Source organism: Capnocytophaga ochracea DSM 7271, from assembly GCF_000023285.1.
GTDB classification, from domain to species: domain Bacteria; phylum Bacteroidota; class Bacteroidia; order Flavobacteriales; family Flavobacteriaceae; genus Capnocytophaga; species Capnocytophaga ochracea.
Map to the genome: position 1 here is coordinate 850,043 of NC_013162.1, position 17,441 is coordinate 867,483.

Below are 17,441 nucleotides of genomic sequence, written 5' to 3' on the forward strand. Positions count from 1 at the left end.
AAACAATAAAAAAGCTGTCCTGAGATAGGACAGCTTTTTTGTTTCACATATCTTTGAGGTTTGTATAAGCTAAGCCTATTTGGAAAAAGAAAGCTTTATCACATATTTAAAAGATGTTTTTTAAGATAATTGCTTAATTTCTTTTAATACTTTAGCATTGATAGTCTTCCTTTCTTTATCAAAAAACCAACCGTATTTATTGAAGTAATAAATAGCCGATTTGATATGGGCTTTCAATAGTTTGATATTTTTATAGGATGCTTTTTGGTATTCGTGTACAACAATGGCTTCGGAGAAGAAGATGGTTTTGTAGGCACGGTGGATACGACGGTTGAGGTCGAAATCTTCCATATACATAAAAAAACGCTCATCAAATAATCCTACTTTTTTAAGGGCTTCGGTGCGCAGGAACATAAAACAACCTGAGAGAATAGGGATATTCATCGTTTGGTTATAGCTAAAGTTGTGTAACTCAAAATGTTTGTTGCTTTTATCTCTCCATTTTTTAAAAGGAATAAAACGCCTAAAAATAAGATCAATAGGGGAGGGAAAGAGTTTGCAAAGGTATTGCAACTGACCATCGGGATAGATGATTTTGGGCATTATATTGCCTACCTCGGAGTGCTCATTCATATAATGAGTGAGTTTTTCTAAGGCTCCTTCTTGTATGACAATATCAGGATTTAAGACTATGTGATAGGGTAGCCCTTGCTCTATAGATTTTTTGATAGCGATATTATGAGCTTTGCCATACCCCATATTTTCGTTGTTGAAAATATAGTGTATTTCCTTATCGGGGTACATCGTTACAACACCTTTGAGAGTATCGGTAGGCGAGTTATCGACAAGGAACAACTGTAGTGACCCACTTTTGCAAGCGAAGTAGCTATCAATAACCCTTTTTAAAGGGGTAAGGTCGGTTTGGTATAATACTATGGAGGCAGAGAGTTTCATTAGTTTTTGCAATATAGTTTTAAATACTGATTACTCATATTTTCAATGCTATAATTTGTTACAGCACGTTTGTATATATTTTCAGCGTACTGCTGTCTATTATCATAAGCTTTTGCAATAGCTTTGGCTAGAGAAGATATGTTGTCTAACTCGTAGAAAACTACTTCTTCTTGGTTGTATTGTTCTTTAAAGATTGCTATATTAGAACATACGGTAGGTAATTTGCATTGTCCTGCTTCTATAAGTGAAAGGCTAAACCCCTCGGAATAAGAGGTCGCTGCATATACATCAAAATACTTTAAGTAACTAATAGCATTTTTTTTGTAGCCCAAGAACCAACAGCGATCGTACACGTTTTCTCGCTTAGCTAAGGATTTTAAATTTTCTAACTCTATACCATCTCCTACTATGATAAAGAAATAATCGGGGAGGTGTTTTAGGGCTAATATAGTTTGGTGTATTCCCTTTATTTTACTGACCATACAGTGAATGCCTATTATTTTAAACTGTTTTTTGATAGCTAATAGTTGTGAATGTTCTTCTACCGGGGCATTTATTTTTTCTTCAGAAAAAGTTCTGCCATTATAAATTATGTTACTCGCTTTTTTTATACGATTTTTGTAAGCACACTCCATTATATGAGTGAGAAATATTATCTCATCTTGTTTTTTAAGGGCATTTATCCATACTTTCTCAAAAATGAATGCTATAAAACTATTATAGGTATTTTTTAAAGTTTTATACATAAACTGATGTATGGTAGACACAAACTTACATTTATCAGTTTTTTTTCGGTGATACCAAATGTAAAGGTCAGGTCTGAGCATATGGGTGTGCACCACATCATACTTATTGAAATCTATTTTCTCAAAGAAAGAAATTCTATAAGTATTACAAGGAAAAAAAAGAGGATCCTCTCTCACATCAAAATAATACACATCTATTAGAGCGACTTTATTTATAAGTCCCTCAATAATATCTTTAGCAACAATCACAGGACCTTCGTTGATGAGAGAGGGTATTATAAATGCTATTTTCATTTTGCACTTGTTTATTTTCTTCTATTTAAATTCAAGTTAATTTAGTGGCTTGATTTTAAGGCTTATAACTCATTTTTTCTTTCTAAGAAATTTATAAACCACTTTTAAAAGACTTGTAGGGAGTATTCTCAAACTTGCTCTTAAGGTAAAAATAAAGAAATTAGGAAGTAGAGGTTGTAGTTTTAAACTGTGTTTAAGTTTAAACAATTGCCACTCTCCTTTAATGTACTCTTTTCCTCTCCTTCTGGAGACCATATTATCACCTGCTCGCACTAATACTAAGGTTTCTCCTAAGTTTCCTACTTCATATCCTTTAGCGATTACCCGCAACCATAGATTGTAATCTTCTAAAAAAAGATGGTGTTGATAGCCTCCTGCTTCTTTAATAATATCTTTACGGAAGGCAATGGTTACGTGATTAAACGGACTTCTTGAAAGTGCATATTTTTTAATTTTCTCATTACCTATAGGTACTTTCCTATAACTTGAAATAGTATTTTTATCTTCTTCAAATTCCGCTATATATCCACTAAGTAAAACTACATTAGGATGTTGAGTTATAAAAGCTACTTGTTTTTTAAAACGATTAGGTAAACAAATATCATCTGAGTCCATACGAAATACCCAATTATAAGAACAGTGTTTTAAACCTTCATTAAGAGCTTCCCCTAAACCTACATTTTGTGGTAGTCTGATAATTTTAATAGGTAAAATAGTAATAAATTGTGTTACTACTTCCTCCAATTCAGAGGTAATAGCTCCGTCATAAACCATTACAATTTCAGTAGCAGGAAGTGTTTGATTTTTTAAACTCTCCAAGCATTCTCTCAAGAATTGCGGTTTTTCCTTAGTGTAAAGTGATAATAAAACTGAAAAATTCATTCTTCTTCTTCCAAATATATTTTTGTATACTCATCAGCCATTTTTTGAGCAGACAAATTGTGTAAATTAGTATTTTTATTTTCTAAAAGATTATTTTCTGAAATATTCTCTATAAAATCTCCACAAGAGGGGTTGTTTTCTAAGAACTCTTTATGAGAGGGAATATCTGATAAATAAGCATAGCAACCACACGATACAGCTTCTAAAATACTCATTGGGTAGCCTTCAGCACTTGAGGTTGAAATAACATAATCGGCAATTTGGTAATATTTTTCAGGAGAGTTACTAAATCCTAAAAAAACAACATTAGGGTTATTGTTTGCTTTTTCTCTGCAAATAGTTTCTTCTGCTCCTTCTCCTAATAGGAGTAATTGAGAGTTGCTAAATTGTTTTTTATTAAAAAAAATGATAAGTTCAGGCACTCGCTTTCTTCTTATAAAACGCCCTGCGAAAATAAATATTTTGCAATCATTTTTGAACCCTAATTTCTTGCGAGCTTCACTTTTTTGTTCGTTAGATAAAGGTTTATAGACCTTTGGGTTTACTCCATTATATATATGAGTTAAATTATCTTTTTTTAGATATTTAGAAAGGTATTTTTTTATTGACTTAGAGCAACCTATTATTTTATCAAAGTGATTTTTCTTGAGGTAATGAAAATGCATTATAGCTCCTATAGTTCCTTTTAGTAGTCCATACTCTTTAATGTAATCTTTAAAAAATAGGCTATGTATAGTAGTTAGTTTTCTCACATTAGTATTTACAAACTTCATATATTTATCAGGAAAATAACCATGGGAATGTAATATATCTAATTTGTTAAGATCACTAAAAAAAGAATCTTTAGAAGAATAATCACTCATATAAATAATCCCTAAAGAACATTCCTTTTGAATGTGTATTTCATATCCTATATTGTTTTTTCTCACTGCGATAAGTTGGACATCAAATATTTCTTTGCTAAGGAAAGAAATAATGTTGAACACTACATTTATAGGTCCACAATTTTTTATTTCTGGAACAATAAAACCTATCTTTTTTTTCATAAAGCTAACGGTTTAAAATAATCATCTATCACATAAGGAGCTTGAAACACATAGGTTGCAATAGCTTGTAAAATAACAAATAACACCAATAATATAGTGCTAAAATATTTAAATCTATAAAAAACAAAAGGTAATATGAAAATTTCAGAAAAAGAAAAAGCTGTAGCAAAACGGCCACTTAAAATAGCAAAGTCTGAAAAGCCTATCCTAAAAGCTACTCCTACAACAAAAAGTAGAAAAAAGACTTTGAATAAGTTGTTTTCATACATTTTTCCATTCATAAAAAATAATATAAACAGAAATGTAAAAAAAGCCTTGATATTAGGTAATCTAAAAATACCAAGGTCTTCTGCATATTCAGTAGAGAATGAATATTCTTCAACCCTACTTGATATACTTATCAAAATATCGACTAATACAAATTTAGCTATAATAATAAATACTATAAGAATAATTACTGAACACCATCTAAATTCATTAAAGGATAATGATAAAAATTTCAAAATGAGACTAAAAAAAATTCCTATAATTACAATAAGTAAAGCTGTTTGATGAAAAGATAGTGCTAAAAGTGTAAGAAATAAAAATTTCATAGAGAATTTATTATCTTTTGATATAAAAAAAGCTAAAGCATATAGAGCTAATGGGGTGGAAAAACCTTGCCGTATTTGTGTGAATTGTTGTAATAAAAAGTATCCTGAAGAAAGATAAAGTAATAGAACGGGTATTATTTTTATATTTATTTTTTTTGATACTAAAAATATTATATAAAAGGTAAGAAATGAAAATATAGTAAAAAATATAATATGAGACTGGGTTAGTAAACTTATTAAAAAGCAATACCATCCAAAACCTATTTCCATTCCTGTAAAGGCATAAAATTGTATAGGGTTTAGTAGATCAAAAACATCTATATATTTAAACACTGAATAATACACAATAGTATCACGAGTATCACCTCTGTTACCTACAATAAAAGCAACCAAAAGAGACACCAATAAAAATACTATAGTATTCTTTTTGATTAAAATCTGCTGCATAAGCTACCCCATCAACTTTATATATTTCTCATCATTGTAATAATTATCAAAGATACTTTTTACAATATTATAATAATTCTCACGGTTCATATTTGTGTTGTTTTCAAACTCCAAAATTTTTTGTACAGCTTTTTCTATATTTATATTCCCTAAAAGTTTTAGTTCATATTCCTTTAAATTAATCTTTTCGTTGAAATCACCTACAGCATCTGTGAATATAGGAATCAATCCTACTGAAAGATAAGAATTCATTTTTGTAGGTGTTGCCACATAGTTTATTACACTTGTTTTACGAATGAGAAATCCATATTTATATTTTGATAATTCTACTTCCAATTCTTCCAAAGGGATATATTTTACCTCAAAATGTTGTATTTGTTTTTCAGTTAAGGCTGTATTTGCTTTTTCTATTTCAGCAGTTAGAATTGTCAATTTGCTATGAGGTAGTTTTTCCTCTATCTTTTTATAGATAGTTAGCATTTCATCAAAACACTGCCAAGCGCTTAAACTTCCTGCATATACAAAGTATGGTTTAGTATATCTGTTGGGAGTAAAGAAGGTGTCTTTCTGCAAATGTTTATTGTAACAAGGAATAATCATTGCTTTATGTTTTACCTTTACTTTATATTTTTTTTCATAATGTTGTAGCATTGCTTCAGAAACAAAAAATATTTTTGTAGTAAATTTCATTATCAACCATTCTATTATACATCTTAAATAGTAGAAAAGTTTATTGGGTTTAGTAAGCATCACTTCTTCTGGTGAAACGCCTTGTACCCAATGGATAATTTTAATACCACGACGCTTAAAAAAACATTGCATAAAGCTGTTGAGCTCAATAGTAAGTACAATATCTTTATTTTTTATTTCACTCAAACTATTACAGCGCATTGAACTCCCTCCTGCTTTTTCAATAGCCTTTTCAATGAGTTCAATATAATATTGAGTGGCATCATTCAGACTATTTCGCTCAGGAGGTAGAAAAATTTTAATATTTTGACTACTGAATATATTCATTTATTCATTATTTCTTAAAAAATTCTACAATTCGTTCGCAAGCCTTACCATCGCCATAGGGGTTGTGTAAAGCACTCATTTTTGAGTATTTCTCTTGGTTATTAAGTAGTTGTTCACATTCATCTACTATTTTTTGCTCATTAGTACCTACTAAGATAACAGTCCCTGCACTTACAGCTTCAGGGCGCTCAGTCGTGTCACGCATTACCAATACAGGTTTGCCTAAGCTAGGGGCTTCCTCTTGTACGCCACCACTATCGGTAATGATAAGGTAGGATTGGTTCATCAGCCAAACAAAAGCAGGATAGGCTAAGGGTGCTATGAGCTTTACATTTTCAATGCCTGATAATATACGATAAACAGGTTCTTTTACATTAGGATTTAAGTGTACTGGATAGACTATCTGTACCTCAGGATTTTGTAAAGCGATTTTTTTCAGTGCCTGACAGATATGTATAAAGCCTTCGCCTTGGTTTTCACGTCGGTGTCCTGTAACTAAGATTAGTTTTTTAGTGCGATCTACAATCTTTTTTAAAGCATCAATCTCTTCGTCTTGTAAATTTACCACTCTTTTAGAACTTTCTAAAAGAGCATCTATTACTGTATTTCCTGTTACTAAAATGTTTTTCTCATCTACTGCTTCTCTTAATAAATTTTGTTTTGCTTGTTGGGTAGGAGCAAAATGAAAATCTGCTATAGCTCCTGTTACTTTGCGGTTTATCTCCTCGGGGAAAGGAGCGTATTTATTAAAAGTTCTAAGTCCTGCTTCTATATGGCACACTTTTGCTCCTGCATAAAACCCAGCAATGCTTGCAGCCATAGTAGTAGTAGTATCGCCATGCACAAATATATAGTCAGGGTTACAATCTTCTAAAACAGTTTTTAGTTCTGTAATGATGGTTGCGGTAAGTGTATACAAATTCTGATTAGGCTTCATCACATTAAGGTCGTAATCTGTTTTTATCTCAAAAAAATCTAACACTTGGTCAAGCATCTCACGATGTTGTGCTGTTACACATACTTTTGTTTCAAAAGTTTTTTCTTTTTGAAAAGCTTTTATAAGCGGAGCCATTTTAATAGCCTCGGGACGTGTGCCAAATATGAAAAGAAGTTTTGTTATTGCCATATTGTTTTGTATGTTATTTACTTCTATAGTTTTAATTATGACTATACTATTTTTGAGAAACTAATAGTTCTTGCAATATATCTAAGTATAAATATCCATTTTTCAAATCTGGTTCTAAATAGTTTCCCTCTCCCCATTCATTCCATGATTTTATGAATACAATCCTTTTATCATATTCCTTTTGTGAAATTATTTTCAATACTTCCATTACATGTTGTTTAAAGTTCTCTCCATTAGTATTTTTAAATACTGTTCCACCCTTCCCACTTCTAGGAGTATGATCCCAATTAGGAATTATTGTTGGAAAAATATTTTCTTGAGCTTCCAATGGAGTAATAAAACTTTTGTAGATTTTTGAGTAATCTACAATATCAGGTACAGAAAAAATCTTTCTGTAAATCTTTCTATATGCTCTTTCTATAAAGCTTCTATTGAGACTATAGTTCCACATTCTTAAGGAGTTGAAGCCATCTATTGTAATTTCTTTTATTGCTTCAAGTTGTTTATCAATATTTGTTAGCTGTCCTATAAAATAAATGCCTTTTAGGCCGTTTTTTTTTGCCAATTCCTGCCAAAAAGCGATAAACTCATTAATATTTATAAAGTCAAATGGTTTATAAATCATAAAAGCTGGCTTCCCTTCTATTTGGATATATCTATGATCTTTAAATGCAGGCAAAAGAGTTTGGAAATGTAGCTCCCAATCACTTTTGTCATATTTTTGTTCAATAAGTGTTTTTTTGCTTGAAACTCCATTTACATCCCAAAATTTAGCGTGCCAACTTTCATTTGCCCAGCACAACATAAAAGGGAAATCAGGTTTTCCTAACTTCACTACCTCGTCAAAAGGACGTTCTAATAGACGTTTCCCATTTCCAAACCAATAGTGATAATAACAAAAACCTTCTATACCAGCTTCTTTTGCCATTTGAGCTTGTGCTTCTCTTATTTCAGGGAGTCGCAAATCATAATAGCCTAAATCTGCAGGAACACGAGGTTGATAGTGTCCTCTAAATAGTTTTTTAGCCCTTCCTACGTTTGTCCATTCTGTAAAACCCTTTCCCCACCATTCATCATTTTCAGGAATAGGATGATATTGTGGTAAGTAAAAAGCAATAGCCCTATATTTTTTTTCTTTATTTTCCATTTAAGAGTTCTTTAATTTGTTGTACTACTTCTTCTGTGAGTTCTTTATAAAATAAATTAATATTTTTTATCACCACTTCTTTTGGAATATCAATTAGATTGGGGAGGGTAGCTCTAAATACTTTATTATTCCTAAATCTTATAATTTTGCAGGATTTCCCCCGCATATACTATGACAACATCTTCTTTATTCTTTGTATAATTTGAGGGGGTAATAATCTCTTAATTGTCAATTTCAGTATTCCTTTATAGAAATAGAAATTTCCTCCAAAGTACTGGAATAAGATTTTCCAACCACCTTCTACTTTATATCTCCCTATATCTTTTTTGAAATAAAATCTATATATATTTCCTAACAAAAATTCATTAAACAAACGTTTTTTTTCTTTCTTGTAGTAATACATCTCATTTTTAGCACCTGCCAACATTTCCTGACGAATAGTTAGATAATTTACCACAAATACTTCAAAAAAATTATAGCCTCCATTAGTAGCCCCATCAGCAGCATCTTCAAAAATCCGTTTATTAATCATTAGGTTTTTGGAACTTTCTTTAGCTGCTGTTATATAAAGAGGAATAAGGGTAAACCACGTCCCCATATATTTTTCAAAGTTAATAAGGGGAACAAATTTAGTAGCTACGATATTTGAACTTATAAATGTTATCCAATAGCTAATATCACTTAAATAATCTTCAATAGTTTGATATATTTGTATTTCTTCATTTCCTTTAGGAAAAATCTTGAGGTGAATCAATCCATAATTAGTATTCTTGAGGCTAGCCAATAAGAAGGACAAAGCGCCTTCTTTTAAAAAATCATCATCCCCTAATACCCAAACATATTGAGCGCTTGCTTTTTTAAAACACTGTACAAAATTGCCATCCATACCTAAATTAGTATGGTTTTTGCTATAAACGATAGGCATTCCTGCTTGAATGTAGTTCTCTACTACCTCCTCAGTGTTATCAGGAGAACAGTTATCAGATACAATAAGTTCTATCTTGCTGCAATCAATTGTTTTCAGCTCTTTTTGTATAGCATTTAGAGCGTTGTCTAATATCTTTGCCCTATTATAAGTAGGAATACAGATACTCAATATTTTTTTATGTTGATTCATAGTAGTTTCTTTTTTTAGTTTTAAAGATATAGTAGCTCATAGGTAAACTTACACAAGTTACTATCAGAAAGTACCCATAAATAAGTACCACAATAGTAAAATATTTAGCAGTAAAAAACATTTCAAACACACAACAGAGCCCAATAAAAAAGGCTTGGAACAAAAAAGGCTCCTTCTTAAAACATCGCAAAGCTGTTGCCCACGTATTGATGATATTGTTAAAAGGTACTGATAGAAAAAACACAGCACATAACGGTAAAGGCAAGAAACGATATCCTAAACTGAAATCAAAATATTGTAGTCCCGCAATAAATACAAGCGCCCCTAAGATTACTAACATAGCTACTAAACTCGATTTGATAAGAGTCCTCTCTACAGAATTATCTAATTCTTTATATTCCCTTTTAGCAATCAAAGAAGACCACAAAGGTATTTTAGTAGACGTCCAACTTACTACTAACGAGAGAATAGCATTCAGAATAGTGAGGGTAATCCCTACTTGTCCCGCTACTACTGGTCCATAAAAAGCAAAAACAATAGGGTTAAAAGCCTGAAAAATAAAATAGCCACTTGCCCAACTAAGAGCTATTTTCCACTGCAATGGAAATATTTCTTGCCAATAGCTTATTTTTTCAAAGAGAGGTTGCTTCCACAATGTATATAGGATTTTAGCATAACCCCCTCCTAAATATAAACTTACAAGCACTATAAACCCTACCATTGCATTGATCGCCACTACATATAATTTCGCACCCAATAGTAAGCTCAACCAAGAAATACTCATTACTGTAATTTGCTGAATGAGTGCTAACCGAGCCATTTCCTTTACTTTATGCATTCCTTGCAGAATAGCCATTATAGGAGATAGCAACAGATTGCTTCCTGCAAAAAAAGCTACTATTAGCCAAGGAGCCTTCCATTGGATATGCTCGATACCCACAGTGTTTCTATAAAAAAAATAGCCCCCTCCAAAAGTAAGTGTTAATAGCAATAAGAAAGCAAAAACGGTATACCATTTTAGTGAAAAATGTAAAATAGAAGCTAATCGAGAAATGTGTTTTTTGTCCCCTTCAAAAGTATTATTTTTTATTCTTATATGAGCCATTTCGTGAGCTACAAATTGGGTAAGGATACCTCCTAACCCTAACTCAAAAAATATTTGAATAGCTAATACAGAAGCAAAAGTAAAATAGAACCCTTGTTCTTCTTTTGAAAGGAACTTAGCAATCAGAAAAGCAGTAACAATACCCCCTCCTGCTTGGATAATCCTTGCAGAAGTGGTGTAGAGTATAGCTCCATCTATTCCTAATTTATCAAAGACAACCTCTCGTATTCTTTTTATATTCATCTATTTTTTCTTTACCCATTCTACCATTTTTTCTATACCTTGTTCAGAGGTCATTTTAGGTTGCCATTGTAATATTTTTTGAGCTTTAGTATTATCGGCTACGAATACTAATTGATCACTCTCTCTAAAAGGGAGCTCTTTATATTGCATTTTTATACCTAAAAGTTTTTCTAACATAGCAAAGAGTTCTAATAGAGAAAGACTGTTTTCAATGCCTCCTCCTATATTAAAAGTTTGCCCTTTGGCTTGTTCTAAATATTTCACTCCTTGAAAATAAAGGTTTACTACATCCTCGGCATAAAGCACATCGCGCACTTGTTTGCCATTGCCCGAAATGGTAAATAGCCCTTGGTTTGTATTCTGCTTAATTTCAATAGCTTTTTGTACAAACCACCCTATCCATCCTTGGTCGAAGGTAGCGTGCTGATGACTTCCATACATTGATGAATGTCTAAATACTAGGGTTTTAAGTCCATAAATACGATGAAAATCCAATAAATATTGGTCGGCTGTTCCTTTAGAGCATCCGTAAGGGGAGTGAAAATCTAAAGGATAAGTTTCGGGAAATCCATTGGGGTACTCTTGGCAGGTATAGCGCATTTTTTCTTCTTTGAAGGTAAGGTTAGCAAAATCGCCATACACTTTATTGGTTGATGAATATAAAATGGAAGCATTAGGGCAATATTTTCTAATAGCATCCAATAAATTGAAGGTACCCATTGCATTTACCTCAAAATCTAAACGAGGGTTTTCAATAGAAGTAGTCATTGCTACTTGTCCAGCCAAATGAAATACAATATCAGGTTGTTCTTTTTTGATAACAGTTTCTACATCGTTAGTGTTGCGTATATCATAAGGGTAATAAGTAAAGCTCCCTTGTGTTCTGAGCCAATCTAAGTTTTGGGCACTACCATAACGGAAAAGATTGTCTAAAACAACCAATTCTTCTCCTCGTTTTAATACTTCTTGAGCTAAGTTGCTTCCTACGAAGCCGCAACCGCCTGTTATCAAATATTTCATTGTATCTCGTGTTTTACAAATCGTTCTATATTTTCTTCTAAACCTCTTTTAGGTTGCCAGCCTAAAGAGCACAACCTACTATTATCTACTTGGGGCTCCATAATCTCCCCCTCTCGGTAGGGGAGAGCGCCAAAATTCAACTGTGTTTGTATTGGTTTGCCTTTAAGTTTTTCTAATACCTCTTTGACAAGCATTACAAAAGTCTTTACGGGAGTGAGTACACCTGTACCTACCTCTATATCATTAAAGGATTTTAGTTGTGGAGCTTGTTCTAAACAAGTAAGGTAGGCACTTACCACATCATCTATATAAATAAAATCACGCTTTTGTGTGCCTGCGGTGAGTGGGATGATGTTTTTTTCCTGCTGGAGTTCATTCAAGATCCAAGAGGTAAATTTGTCATTGCCATCTTGTTCTCCAAACATATGTTCTAATTTTAAGTTTACCACTTGTATTTTATCAGACGCCAATTGCAACCACTCTTCAAATTGTTTTTTCGATAAAGCGTAATAATTTAAATATTTATATAATAAGGTCCCGGTGTTAAAAAAGGTCCCGGTGTTAAAAAAGGTCCCGGTGTTAAGCAACTCTATACCAAACATCAAGTTGGTCTCAAGTATTTGTTGCATACTTTCACCTTTCCTACCATACACACAAGCTGTATGAATGATAGTATCTATATATTGTTCTTCAAAAGCTTTTCGCAAAGGTACTTGGTCTATATCATAGCTTTTAAAAGTGTTTTCAAAGCCTTTTAAACGCCACATATTAGAGGTAGAGCGTTTGAGTACTACTACCTCATAGCCTTTGTTTACCAATGCCTTCAGCAAATGACTGCCGAGGAATCCTGTTGCGCCCGTTAAAAGTATCGTCATAATTTGCTGATTATTTATCCTGATAATGTCCTAAGAATTGAACTATAACTACAAGGTTCTCCTCTTTAAATATTTCATAGATGAGTCTATCTTTCTTGTTAAGTGCTCTGCTATAAACTATTCCTTCCTTACCTTTGAGTTGTTCTGGTGCTCCTACTCCTTTTTCTGGTGTTTCTTGAAGCTCCTGAACTATTCTTTCAATCTTCTTTCTTACAGCTGGAGTTCCTGATTTTTTGATAATTTTTAGTTCTTGTAAAGCCTCTTCAGAAATTTGTACAGTAAAAGCTAATTTGTTAGTGTCCATAAAGTATCAGGGGTTATAGTGGTAAGAGTTCCTTTTTGCTTTTGATCACGTGCTTTTCTTATTTTTTTAGCCGTAGTTTCTGAATAAGTATTTACTTGTGATTCAGTATTTATCACCTTTGTTTTAATTTTAAATTTCTCGAAAAGAGTCTCAAAGAGTGTATGTTCAGCTTCGTTGTTAAATGTTAATTGTATTGTTACCATAATATTAATTTATTAATTGTTTGTCGCGCTATACCGTTAGAAATTCACCCCAAAATATTCTTCTAACTTCTCAACGATATATTCTAAATGTTCTTCCCCTAAAGCAGGATAAATACCTACCCAAAAGGTTTGGTTCATCGTAATATCAGTATTAGTAAGGTCTCCTACTACACGATATTCCACTCCTTTAAAATAAGGTTGCTTAGTAAGGTTACCTGCAAATAACAAACGCGTGCCTATCTTATGCTGGTCTAAGAAACGGAGCAAATCTACCCGTGCGGTACCAGACTCTTCCTTAAGGGTGATAGGGAAGCCAAACCACGAAGGGTCGCTATTGGGGGTTGCCTCTGGCAGATATAAAAAGTCAGTAAGTGTTTGCAATCTATTTTTTAGATAAGCAAAATTCTTACGGCGTTTTTCTATAAACTCCTCTACTCGGTCTAATTGTGCCAAGCCACAGGCTGCTTGCATATCACTAATTTTTAGGTTGTAACCTAAATGTGAATATACATACTTATGGTCATATCCAAAAGGCAAATCACCGTGCTGTTGCGAGAAACGGCAGTTGCAAGTGTTGTCACAACCTGGTGCACAATAGCAATCACGCCCCCAATCGCGGAAAGACTCGGCTATGGTTTTTAGCTCGGCATTGTTAGTAAATACTGCACCTCCCTCGCCCATAGTGATGTGGTGGGCAGGGTAGAAACTAAGTGTTGCAATATCACCAAACGTACCTACTTTTTGTCCGTTGTAAGTAGCGCCGAGTGCATCGCAGCAGTCTTCTATAAGCCAAAGGTTATATTTCTCACAAAGGGCTTTTATTTTCTCTAAATTGAAAGGATTTCCTAAAGTATGAGCGAGCATAATCGCCTTGGTTTTAGGGGTGATAGCTTGTTCTATAAGGTCGGCGTTTACATTGTGAGTATGTAGGTCGACATCTACAAATACAGGTACTGCCCCAAACTGAACAATAGGATTCACTGTAGTGGGGAAGCCTGCTGCTACCCCAATAACTTCATCCCCTTTTTTAATAGCACGTTCGCCTAATTTAGGTGATGTGAGCGCACTAAAGGCTACTAAGTTGGCTGAAGACCCTGAGTTTACAGTGATGCAGTATTTTACCCCCAGAAAGTCGGCTAACTTCTTTTCAAAAGCGGTATTAAAGCGTCCTGTGGTGAGCCAAGCGTCGAGTGAGGCGGCGACCATATTTTGGAGTTCTTGCTCACCGATTACTTTTCCTGAAGGAGGGATTACTGTTTTTCCTGCTTCAAAGGGTTTGGGCTTATAAGCCTCTTCGGCATATTGGGTTACTAATTTTGCTATTTCTTCTCTGATTGTTTCTAATGACATATTTTATTTTTTGATTATAAAAGTTTTCAGCTTGCGCTGATGGGTTTGCCCACGAATTGCACGAATTTGCACGAATATTTCAGCTTGCGCTGATGGGGTTAGGATTCCATATAGCCTTTGATTTCATATAAGCATCGGGTTTGCATATCTGCTCCTTGTAACCAAGAGCGATGCCAGTGGATGATTTTCTCTAAAGTATCGGCGAGTCGCCATTGAGGATGCCATTTGAGTCGGGTGGCAGCTTTGGAACAGTCAAGTTTCAAGAAATTAGCTTCGTGAGGCTGTTCGCTTTTGTCCCATTCATAACGAGCTCCTTCACCCCAAAATTGTACCATTTTCTCTAATATCCATTGTACTGATTGGCAATCGTCGTCCTTAGGTCCAAAATTCCAACCTTCGGCAAAGACATTGCCCTCATTATATAATCGTTCAGCTAATACTAAATAGCCTGAAAGGGGTTCCAAAACGTGTTGCCACGGACGGGTGGATAGTGGGTTGCGGATGATTACAGGTTGTTGTTTTTCGAAAGCGCGCAAGATATCGGGTATTAATCTATCTTCAGCCCAATCGCCACCTCCTATTACATTACCTGCACGGGCTGAAGCTATGGCTGCGGTATCGTCAGTATAAAAAAACGAACGGCGATAAGCAGACACTACTAACTCAGCACATCCTTTGCTATTGCTATAAGGGTCGTATCCTCCCATAGGTTCATTTTCGCGGTAGCCCCATTCCCATTCGTGGTTCTCATAACACTTATCGGTTGTGATGACTACCACTGATTTTAGGTTAGGAGTATGGCGAGCTACTTCTAAAACGTTTACAGTGCCCATTACATTGGTACTATACGTATCTACAGGTTCTTTGTAGGAAAGTCGCACTAAAGGTTGGGCTGCTAAGTGTAACAACACATCGGGGTTGAAAGCACGAATGCTTTGCGATAGCTGTTGCAGGTTGCGAATGTCGCCTATTTCAGTTTGCATATTATCGCCTACTTTAGCTACATCAAAGAGTGCGGGTTGGGTAGGAGGAGTTAAAGAAAATCCTTTTACCTCAGCACCCATCAGCTGTAGCCATAGGGATAGCCACGAACCTTTGAAGCCCGTGTGCCCTGTAACAAATACGCGTTTGCCTTTCCAAAATTGTGGATTTACTTTTCCTATTGCCATACTTTCCAAGGAGCTTTATTGTTTTGCCATAATTCTTCTAAGAGCATTTTGTCGCGAAGGGTATCCATAGGTTGCCAAAATCCTTCGTGTTTGTAGCTCATCAACTGTCCGTCGGCAGCTAATCCTTTGAGAGGTTCTTGTTCCCAAATTGTATTATCGTCTTTGATGCGCTCTATCACTTTGGGAGAAAGGACAAAGAAACCTCCGTTTACGAGAGCACCATCGCCTTTTGGTTTTTCTTGGAACTTCATAATCTGATTGTCTACTATATCTAAAGCTCCAAAGCGACCTGGGGGGTAGACAGAAGTGAGGGTAGCCTGCTTGCCGTGAGCTTTATGAAAAGCTAGTAATTTAGCAATATCAATATCAGCTACCCCATCGCCATAGGTAAAGCAAAAAGCTTCCTCATTGGCTATATAAGGCAATACTCTTCTAAGGCGTCCTCCGGTCATAGAGTGTTCTCCTGTATCTACGAGGGTTACTTTCCACGGTTCAGCACGTTTTTGGTGTACGTGCATCTCGTTGTTTGCCATATCGAAAGTGATATCCGATTGGTGCATAAAGTAGTTGGCAAAATACTCTTTGATGATATAGCCTTTATAGCCACAACAGATGATGAACTCATTGATGCCATAATGCGAATAAATTTTGAGGATATGCCATAAGATGGGCATTCCTCCTATTTCTACCATTGGTTTGGGTTTTACAACGGTCTCTTCACTGAGGCGTGTACCAAGACCGCCTGCTAATATTACTGCTTTCATAGAGATAATTTGTCAATTTGTTAATTTGTCAATTTGCTGATATAAAGGCATCGGAGAAGAAGTTTTCTTCTTTTAATCCTTGTTGGGTGAGGAGCTTTTGGGCGCTTTGTATCATTAGTTCACTACCACAAGCATATACTTGTGCTTTTTGCCAAAGGATAGGTTGCTGTAATGCTATTTCTTGTACATAACCTTTAGCACCTTGCCACTGCTCTTCGCGAGAGAGTACGGGTATATAGGTGAAATTAGGTAGTGTTGTTTCGGGTTGCCAAAAGAGGTCTTCTTTCTTTCTTCCTCCCCAAAGTAACCATATTTTTTTATGAGTTGTTAATTCAGGTGTAGATTGCAGCTGCTCTAAAATTGCTTTTATAGGTGCGATTCCAGTGCCTGTAGCTATTAAAACGATCTCCTCACAATCGGGATTATTGCGATAGAAAAAAGTACCCAGCGGGCCTTCCATTCGTAATAAGTCGTTAGGTTTGGCTTCGTTAAACCAGTACTGACTAAATAAACCTCCTTCATAATTACGGATAAAGAGTCTTAGTTCATTGGCTTCACATTGGCTATGACTGATAGAATAACTGCGTTTTTGTCCGTTTCTGATAATATCTACATACTGCCCAGCTAAGAACTGAAAGACTATCTTTGGGGGCAAGCGCAATACTACTTCTACAATATTAGGAGTAAGTACAGTGATGTTATTTATTTTACAAGGTGTAACTTGTGGTTTAGGCAATTTTACTGCCAAGTCTTCTACATCTAATATTACTTCTGATCTAGGTACTACATTGCACGAGAGTACATAGCCCGCTGCTTTTTCTTCTGCTGTAAGCACTTTTTCGTCTTGCAAATTCTCAACTTTGCCTTGAAGTATTTTTACACGGCAACTCCTGCAACGTGCCTCAAAGCACGAATATTCTAAACTGATATCGTTATTTAAGGCGGCTCTTAGTAAAGAGGTATTCTCATCACAAGGATAAGATTTGTCGTTTTTTAAATGTATGGTATACTTACTCAAAATATTTTATAAATAATGTCG

18 protein-coding genes are annotated in these 17,441 nt (G+C 34.5%); all 18 read right to left on the bottom strand.

The annotated features are described in order from the left end of the window. Positions 1 to 120 precede the first annotated feature (120 nt). Positions 121 to 954, bottom strand: coding sequence for a glycosyltransferase family 2 protein (locus COCH_RS03510; protein WP_015781959.1), 834 nt, complete (start codon positions 952 to 954; stop codon positions 121 to 123). Further along, on the bottom strand, positions 954 to 1,994 hold the full coding sequence (locus tag COCH_RS03515) for a glycosyltransferase family 4 protein (protein WP_015781960.1): 1,041 nt from the start codon (positions 1,992 to 1,994) through the stop codon (positions 954 to 956). The genes COCH_RS03510 and COCH_RS03515 overlap by 1 nt, the downstream gene beginning before the upstream one ends. A gap of 69 nt (positions 1,995 to 2,063) precedes the next feature. Beyond that, entirely contained in the window at positions 2,064 to 2,876 is an 813-nt protein-coding gene (locus tag COCH_RS03520) for a glycosyltransferase family 2 protein (RefSeq protein WP_015781961.1), read from the bottom strand. Further along, a complete protein-coding gene (locus COCH_RS03525) occupies positions 2,873 to 3,922 on the bottom strand; it encodes a glycosyltransferase family 4 protein (protein ID WP_015781962.1) in 1,050 nt (349 codons plus the stop codon). Before COCH_RS03525 ends, COCH_RS03520 begins: the two co-directional genes overlap by 4 nt. Beyond that, a complete protein-coding gene (locus COCH_RS03530) occupies positions 3,919 to 4,962 on the bottom strand; it encodes an EpsG family protein (protein WP_015781963.1) in 1,044 nt (347 codons plus the stop codon). The genes COCH_RS03525 and COCH_RS03530 overlap by 4 nt, the downstream gene beginning before the upstream one ends. Before the next feature lie 3 nt (positions 4,963 to 4,965). Next, entirely contained in the window at positions 4,966 to 5,979 is a 1,014-nt protein-coding gene (locus COCH_RS03535) for a glycosyltransferase family protein (RefSeq protein ID WP_015781964.1), read from the bottom strand. Positions 5,980 to 5,986: 7 nt separating this feature from the next. Beyond that, complete coding sequence (gene wecB / locus COCH_RS03540) at positions 5,987 to 7,105, bottom strand: non-hydrolyzing UDP-N-acetylglucosamine 2-epimerase (protein WP_015781965.1); 1,119 nt, start codon at positions 7,103 to 7,105, stop codon at positions 5,987 to 5,989. Between the two features lie 46 nt (positions 7,106 to 7,151). Beyond that, a complete protein-coding gene (locus COCH_RS03545) occupies positions 7,152 to 8,252 on the bottom strand; it encodes a glycosyltransferase WbsX family protein (protein WP_015781966.1) in 1,101 nt (366 codons plus the stop codon). 169 nt (positions 8,253 to 8,421) lie between these two features. Then, positions 8,422 to 9,369, bottom strand: a complete 948-nt coding sequence (locus COCH_RS03550; protein WP_015781968.1) for a glycosyltransferase family 2 protein — start codon at positions 9,367 to 9,369, stop codon at positions 8,422 to 8,424. Beyond that, positions 9,356 to 10,717 (bottom strand): oligosaccharide flippase family protein, encoded by a 1,362-nt coding sequence (locus COCH_RS03555; RefSeq protein ID WP_015781969.1) that lies wholly within the window; start codon positions 10,715 to 10,717, stop codon positions 9,356 to 9,358. Before COCH_RS03555 ends, COCH_RS03550 begins: the two co-directional genes overlap by 14 nt. After that, the gene (locus COCH_RS03560; RefSeq protein ID WP_015781970.1) at positions 10,718 to 11,737 is read right to left on the bottom strand and encodes an NAD-dependent epimerase/dehydratase family protein; all 1,020 of its coding nucleotides are present in this window, start codon (positions 11,735 to 11,737) and stop codon (positions 10,718 to 10,720) included. Next, a complete protein-coding gene (locus COCH_RS03565; protein WP_015781971.1) occupies positions 11,734 to 12,612 on the bottom strand; it encodes an NAD-dependent epimerase/dehydratase family protein in 879 nt (292 codons plus the stop codon). The genes COCH_RS03560 and COCH_RS03565 overlap by 4 nt, the downstream gene beginning before the upstream one ends. Before the next feature lie 10 nt (positions 12,613 to 12,622). Then, positions 12,623 to 12,916 (bottom strand): type II toxin-antitoxin system YoeB family toxin, encoded by a 294-nt coding sequence (locus COCH_RS03570; RefSeq protein ID WP_015781972.1) that lies wholly within the window; start codon positions 12,914 to 12,916, stop codon positions 12,623 to 12,625. Beyond that, positions 12,898 to 13,119 carry a hypothetical protein gene (locus COCH_RS03575; protein WP_015781973.1) on the bottom strand — a complete coding sequence of 74 codons (222 nt, stop codon included), beginning with the start codon at positions 13,117 to 13,119 and terminating at the stop codon, positions 12,898 to 12,900. The genes COCH_RS03570 and COCH_RS03575 overlap by 19 nt, the downstream gene beginning before the upstream one ends. A 36-nt stretch (positions 13,120 to 13,155) precedes the next feature. Continuing rightward, positions 13,156 to 14,469 carry a lipopolysaccharide biosynthesis protein RfbH gene (gene rfbH, locus COCH_RS03580; protein ID WP_015781974.1) on the bottom strand — a complete coding sequence of 438 codons (1,314 nt, stop codon included), beginning with the start codon at positions 14,467 to 14,469 and terminating at the stop codon, positions 13,156 to 13,158. A 98-nt stretch (positions 14,470 to 14,567) separates the two neighbouring features. Beyond that, positions 14,568 to 15,638, bottom strand: coding sequence for a CDP-glucose 4,6-dehydratase (gene rfbG / locus COCH_RS03585; RefSeq protein ID WP_015781975.1), 1,071 nt, complete (start codon positions 15,636 to 15,638; stop codon positions 14,568 to 14,570). Further along, the gene (rfbF, locus tag COCH_RS03590; RefSeq protein ID WP_015781976.1) at positions 15,629 to 16,402 is read right to left on the bottom strand and encodes a glucose-1-phosphate cytidylyltransferase; all 774 of its coding nucleotides are present in this window, start codon (positions 16,400 to 16,402) and stop codon (positions 15,629 to 15,631) included. The genes rfbG and rfbF overlap by 10 nt, the downstream gene beginning before the upstream one ends. A gap of 28 nt (positions 16,403 to 16,430) precedes the next feature. Next, the gene (locus COCH_RS03595; RefSeq protein WP_015781977.1) at positions 16,431 to 17,420 is read right to left on the bottom strand and encodes a 2Fe-2S iron-sulfur cluster-binding protein; all 990 of its coding nucleotides are present in this window, start codon (positions 17,418 to 17,420) and stop codon (positions 16,431 to 16,433) included. Between the last annotated feature and the right edge of the window lie 21 nt (positions 17,421 to 17,441).

Bases quoted from the DNA above. Each gene is read 5' to 3' on its own strand.
- COCH_RS03535 (WP_015781964.1), bottom strand. From the start codon at position 5,979: ATGAATATATTCAGTAGTCAAAATATTAAAATTTTTCTACCTCCTGAG.
- wecB (WP_015781965.1), bottom strand. From the start codon at position 7,105: ATGGCAATAACAAAACTTCTTTTCATATTTGGCACACGTCCCGAGGCT.
- COCH_RS03575 (WP_015781973.1), bottom strand. From the start codon at position 13,119: ATGGTAACAATACAATTAACATTTAACAACGAAGCTGAACATACACTC.
- COCH_RS03520 (WP_015781961.1), bottom strand. From the start codon at position 2,876: ATGAATTTTTCAGTTTTATTATCACTTTACACTAAGGAAAAACCGCAA.
- COCH_RS03570 (WP_015781972.1), bottom strand. From the start codon at position 12,916: ATGGACACTAACAAATTAGCTTTTACTGTACAAATTTCTGAAGAGGCT.
- COCH_RS03565 (WP_015781971.1), bottom strand. From the start codon at position 12,612: ATGACGATACTTTTAACGGGCGCAACAGGATTCCTCGGCAGTCATTTG.
- COCH_RS03555 (WP_015781969.1), bottom strand. From the start codon at position 10,717: ATGAATATAAAAAGAATACGAGAGGTTGTCTTTGATAAATTAGGAATA.
- rfbH (WP_015781974.1), bottom strand. From the start codon at position 14,469: ATGTCATTAGAAACAATCAGAGAAGAAATAGCAAAATTAGTAACCCAA.
- rfbG (WP_015781975.1), bottom strand. From the start codon at position 15,638: ATGGCAATAGGAAAAGTAAATCCACAATTTTGGAAAGGCAAACGCGTA.
- COCH_RS03510 (WP_015781959.1), bottom strand. From the start codon at position 954: ATGAAACTCTCTGCCTCCATAGTATTATACCAAACCGACCTTACCCCT.
- COCH_RS03545 (WP_015781966.1), bottom strand. From the start codon at position 8,252: ATGGAAAATAAAGAAAAAAAATATAGGGCTATTGCTTTTTACTTACCA.
- COCH_RS03530 (WP_015781963.1), bottom strand. From the start codon at position 4,962: ATGCAGCAGATTTTAATCAAAAAGAATACTATAGTATTTTTATTGGTG.
- rfbF (WP_015781976.1), bottom strand. From the start codon at position 16,402: ATGAAAGCAGTAATATTAGCAGGCGGTCTTGGTACACGCCTCAGTGAA.
- COCH_RS03550 (WP_015781968.1), bottom strand. From the start codon at position 9,369: ATGAATCAACATAAAAAAATATTGAGTATCTGTATTCCTACTTATAAT.
- COCH_RS03515 (WP_015781960.1), bottom strand. From the start codon at position 1,994: ATGAAAATAGCATTTATAATACCCTCTCTCATCAACGAAGGTCCTGTG.
- COCH_RS03560 (WP_015781970.1), bottom strand. From the start codon at position 11,737: ATGAAATATTTGATAACAGGCGGTTGCGGCTTCGTAGGAAGCAACTTA.
- COCH_RS03525 (WP_015781962.1), bottom strand. From the start codon at position 3,922: ATGAAAAAAAAGATAGGTTTTATTGTTCCAGAAATAAAAAATTGTGGA.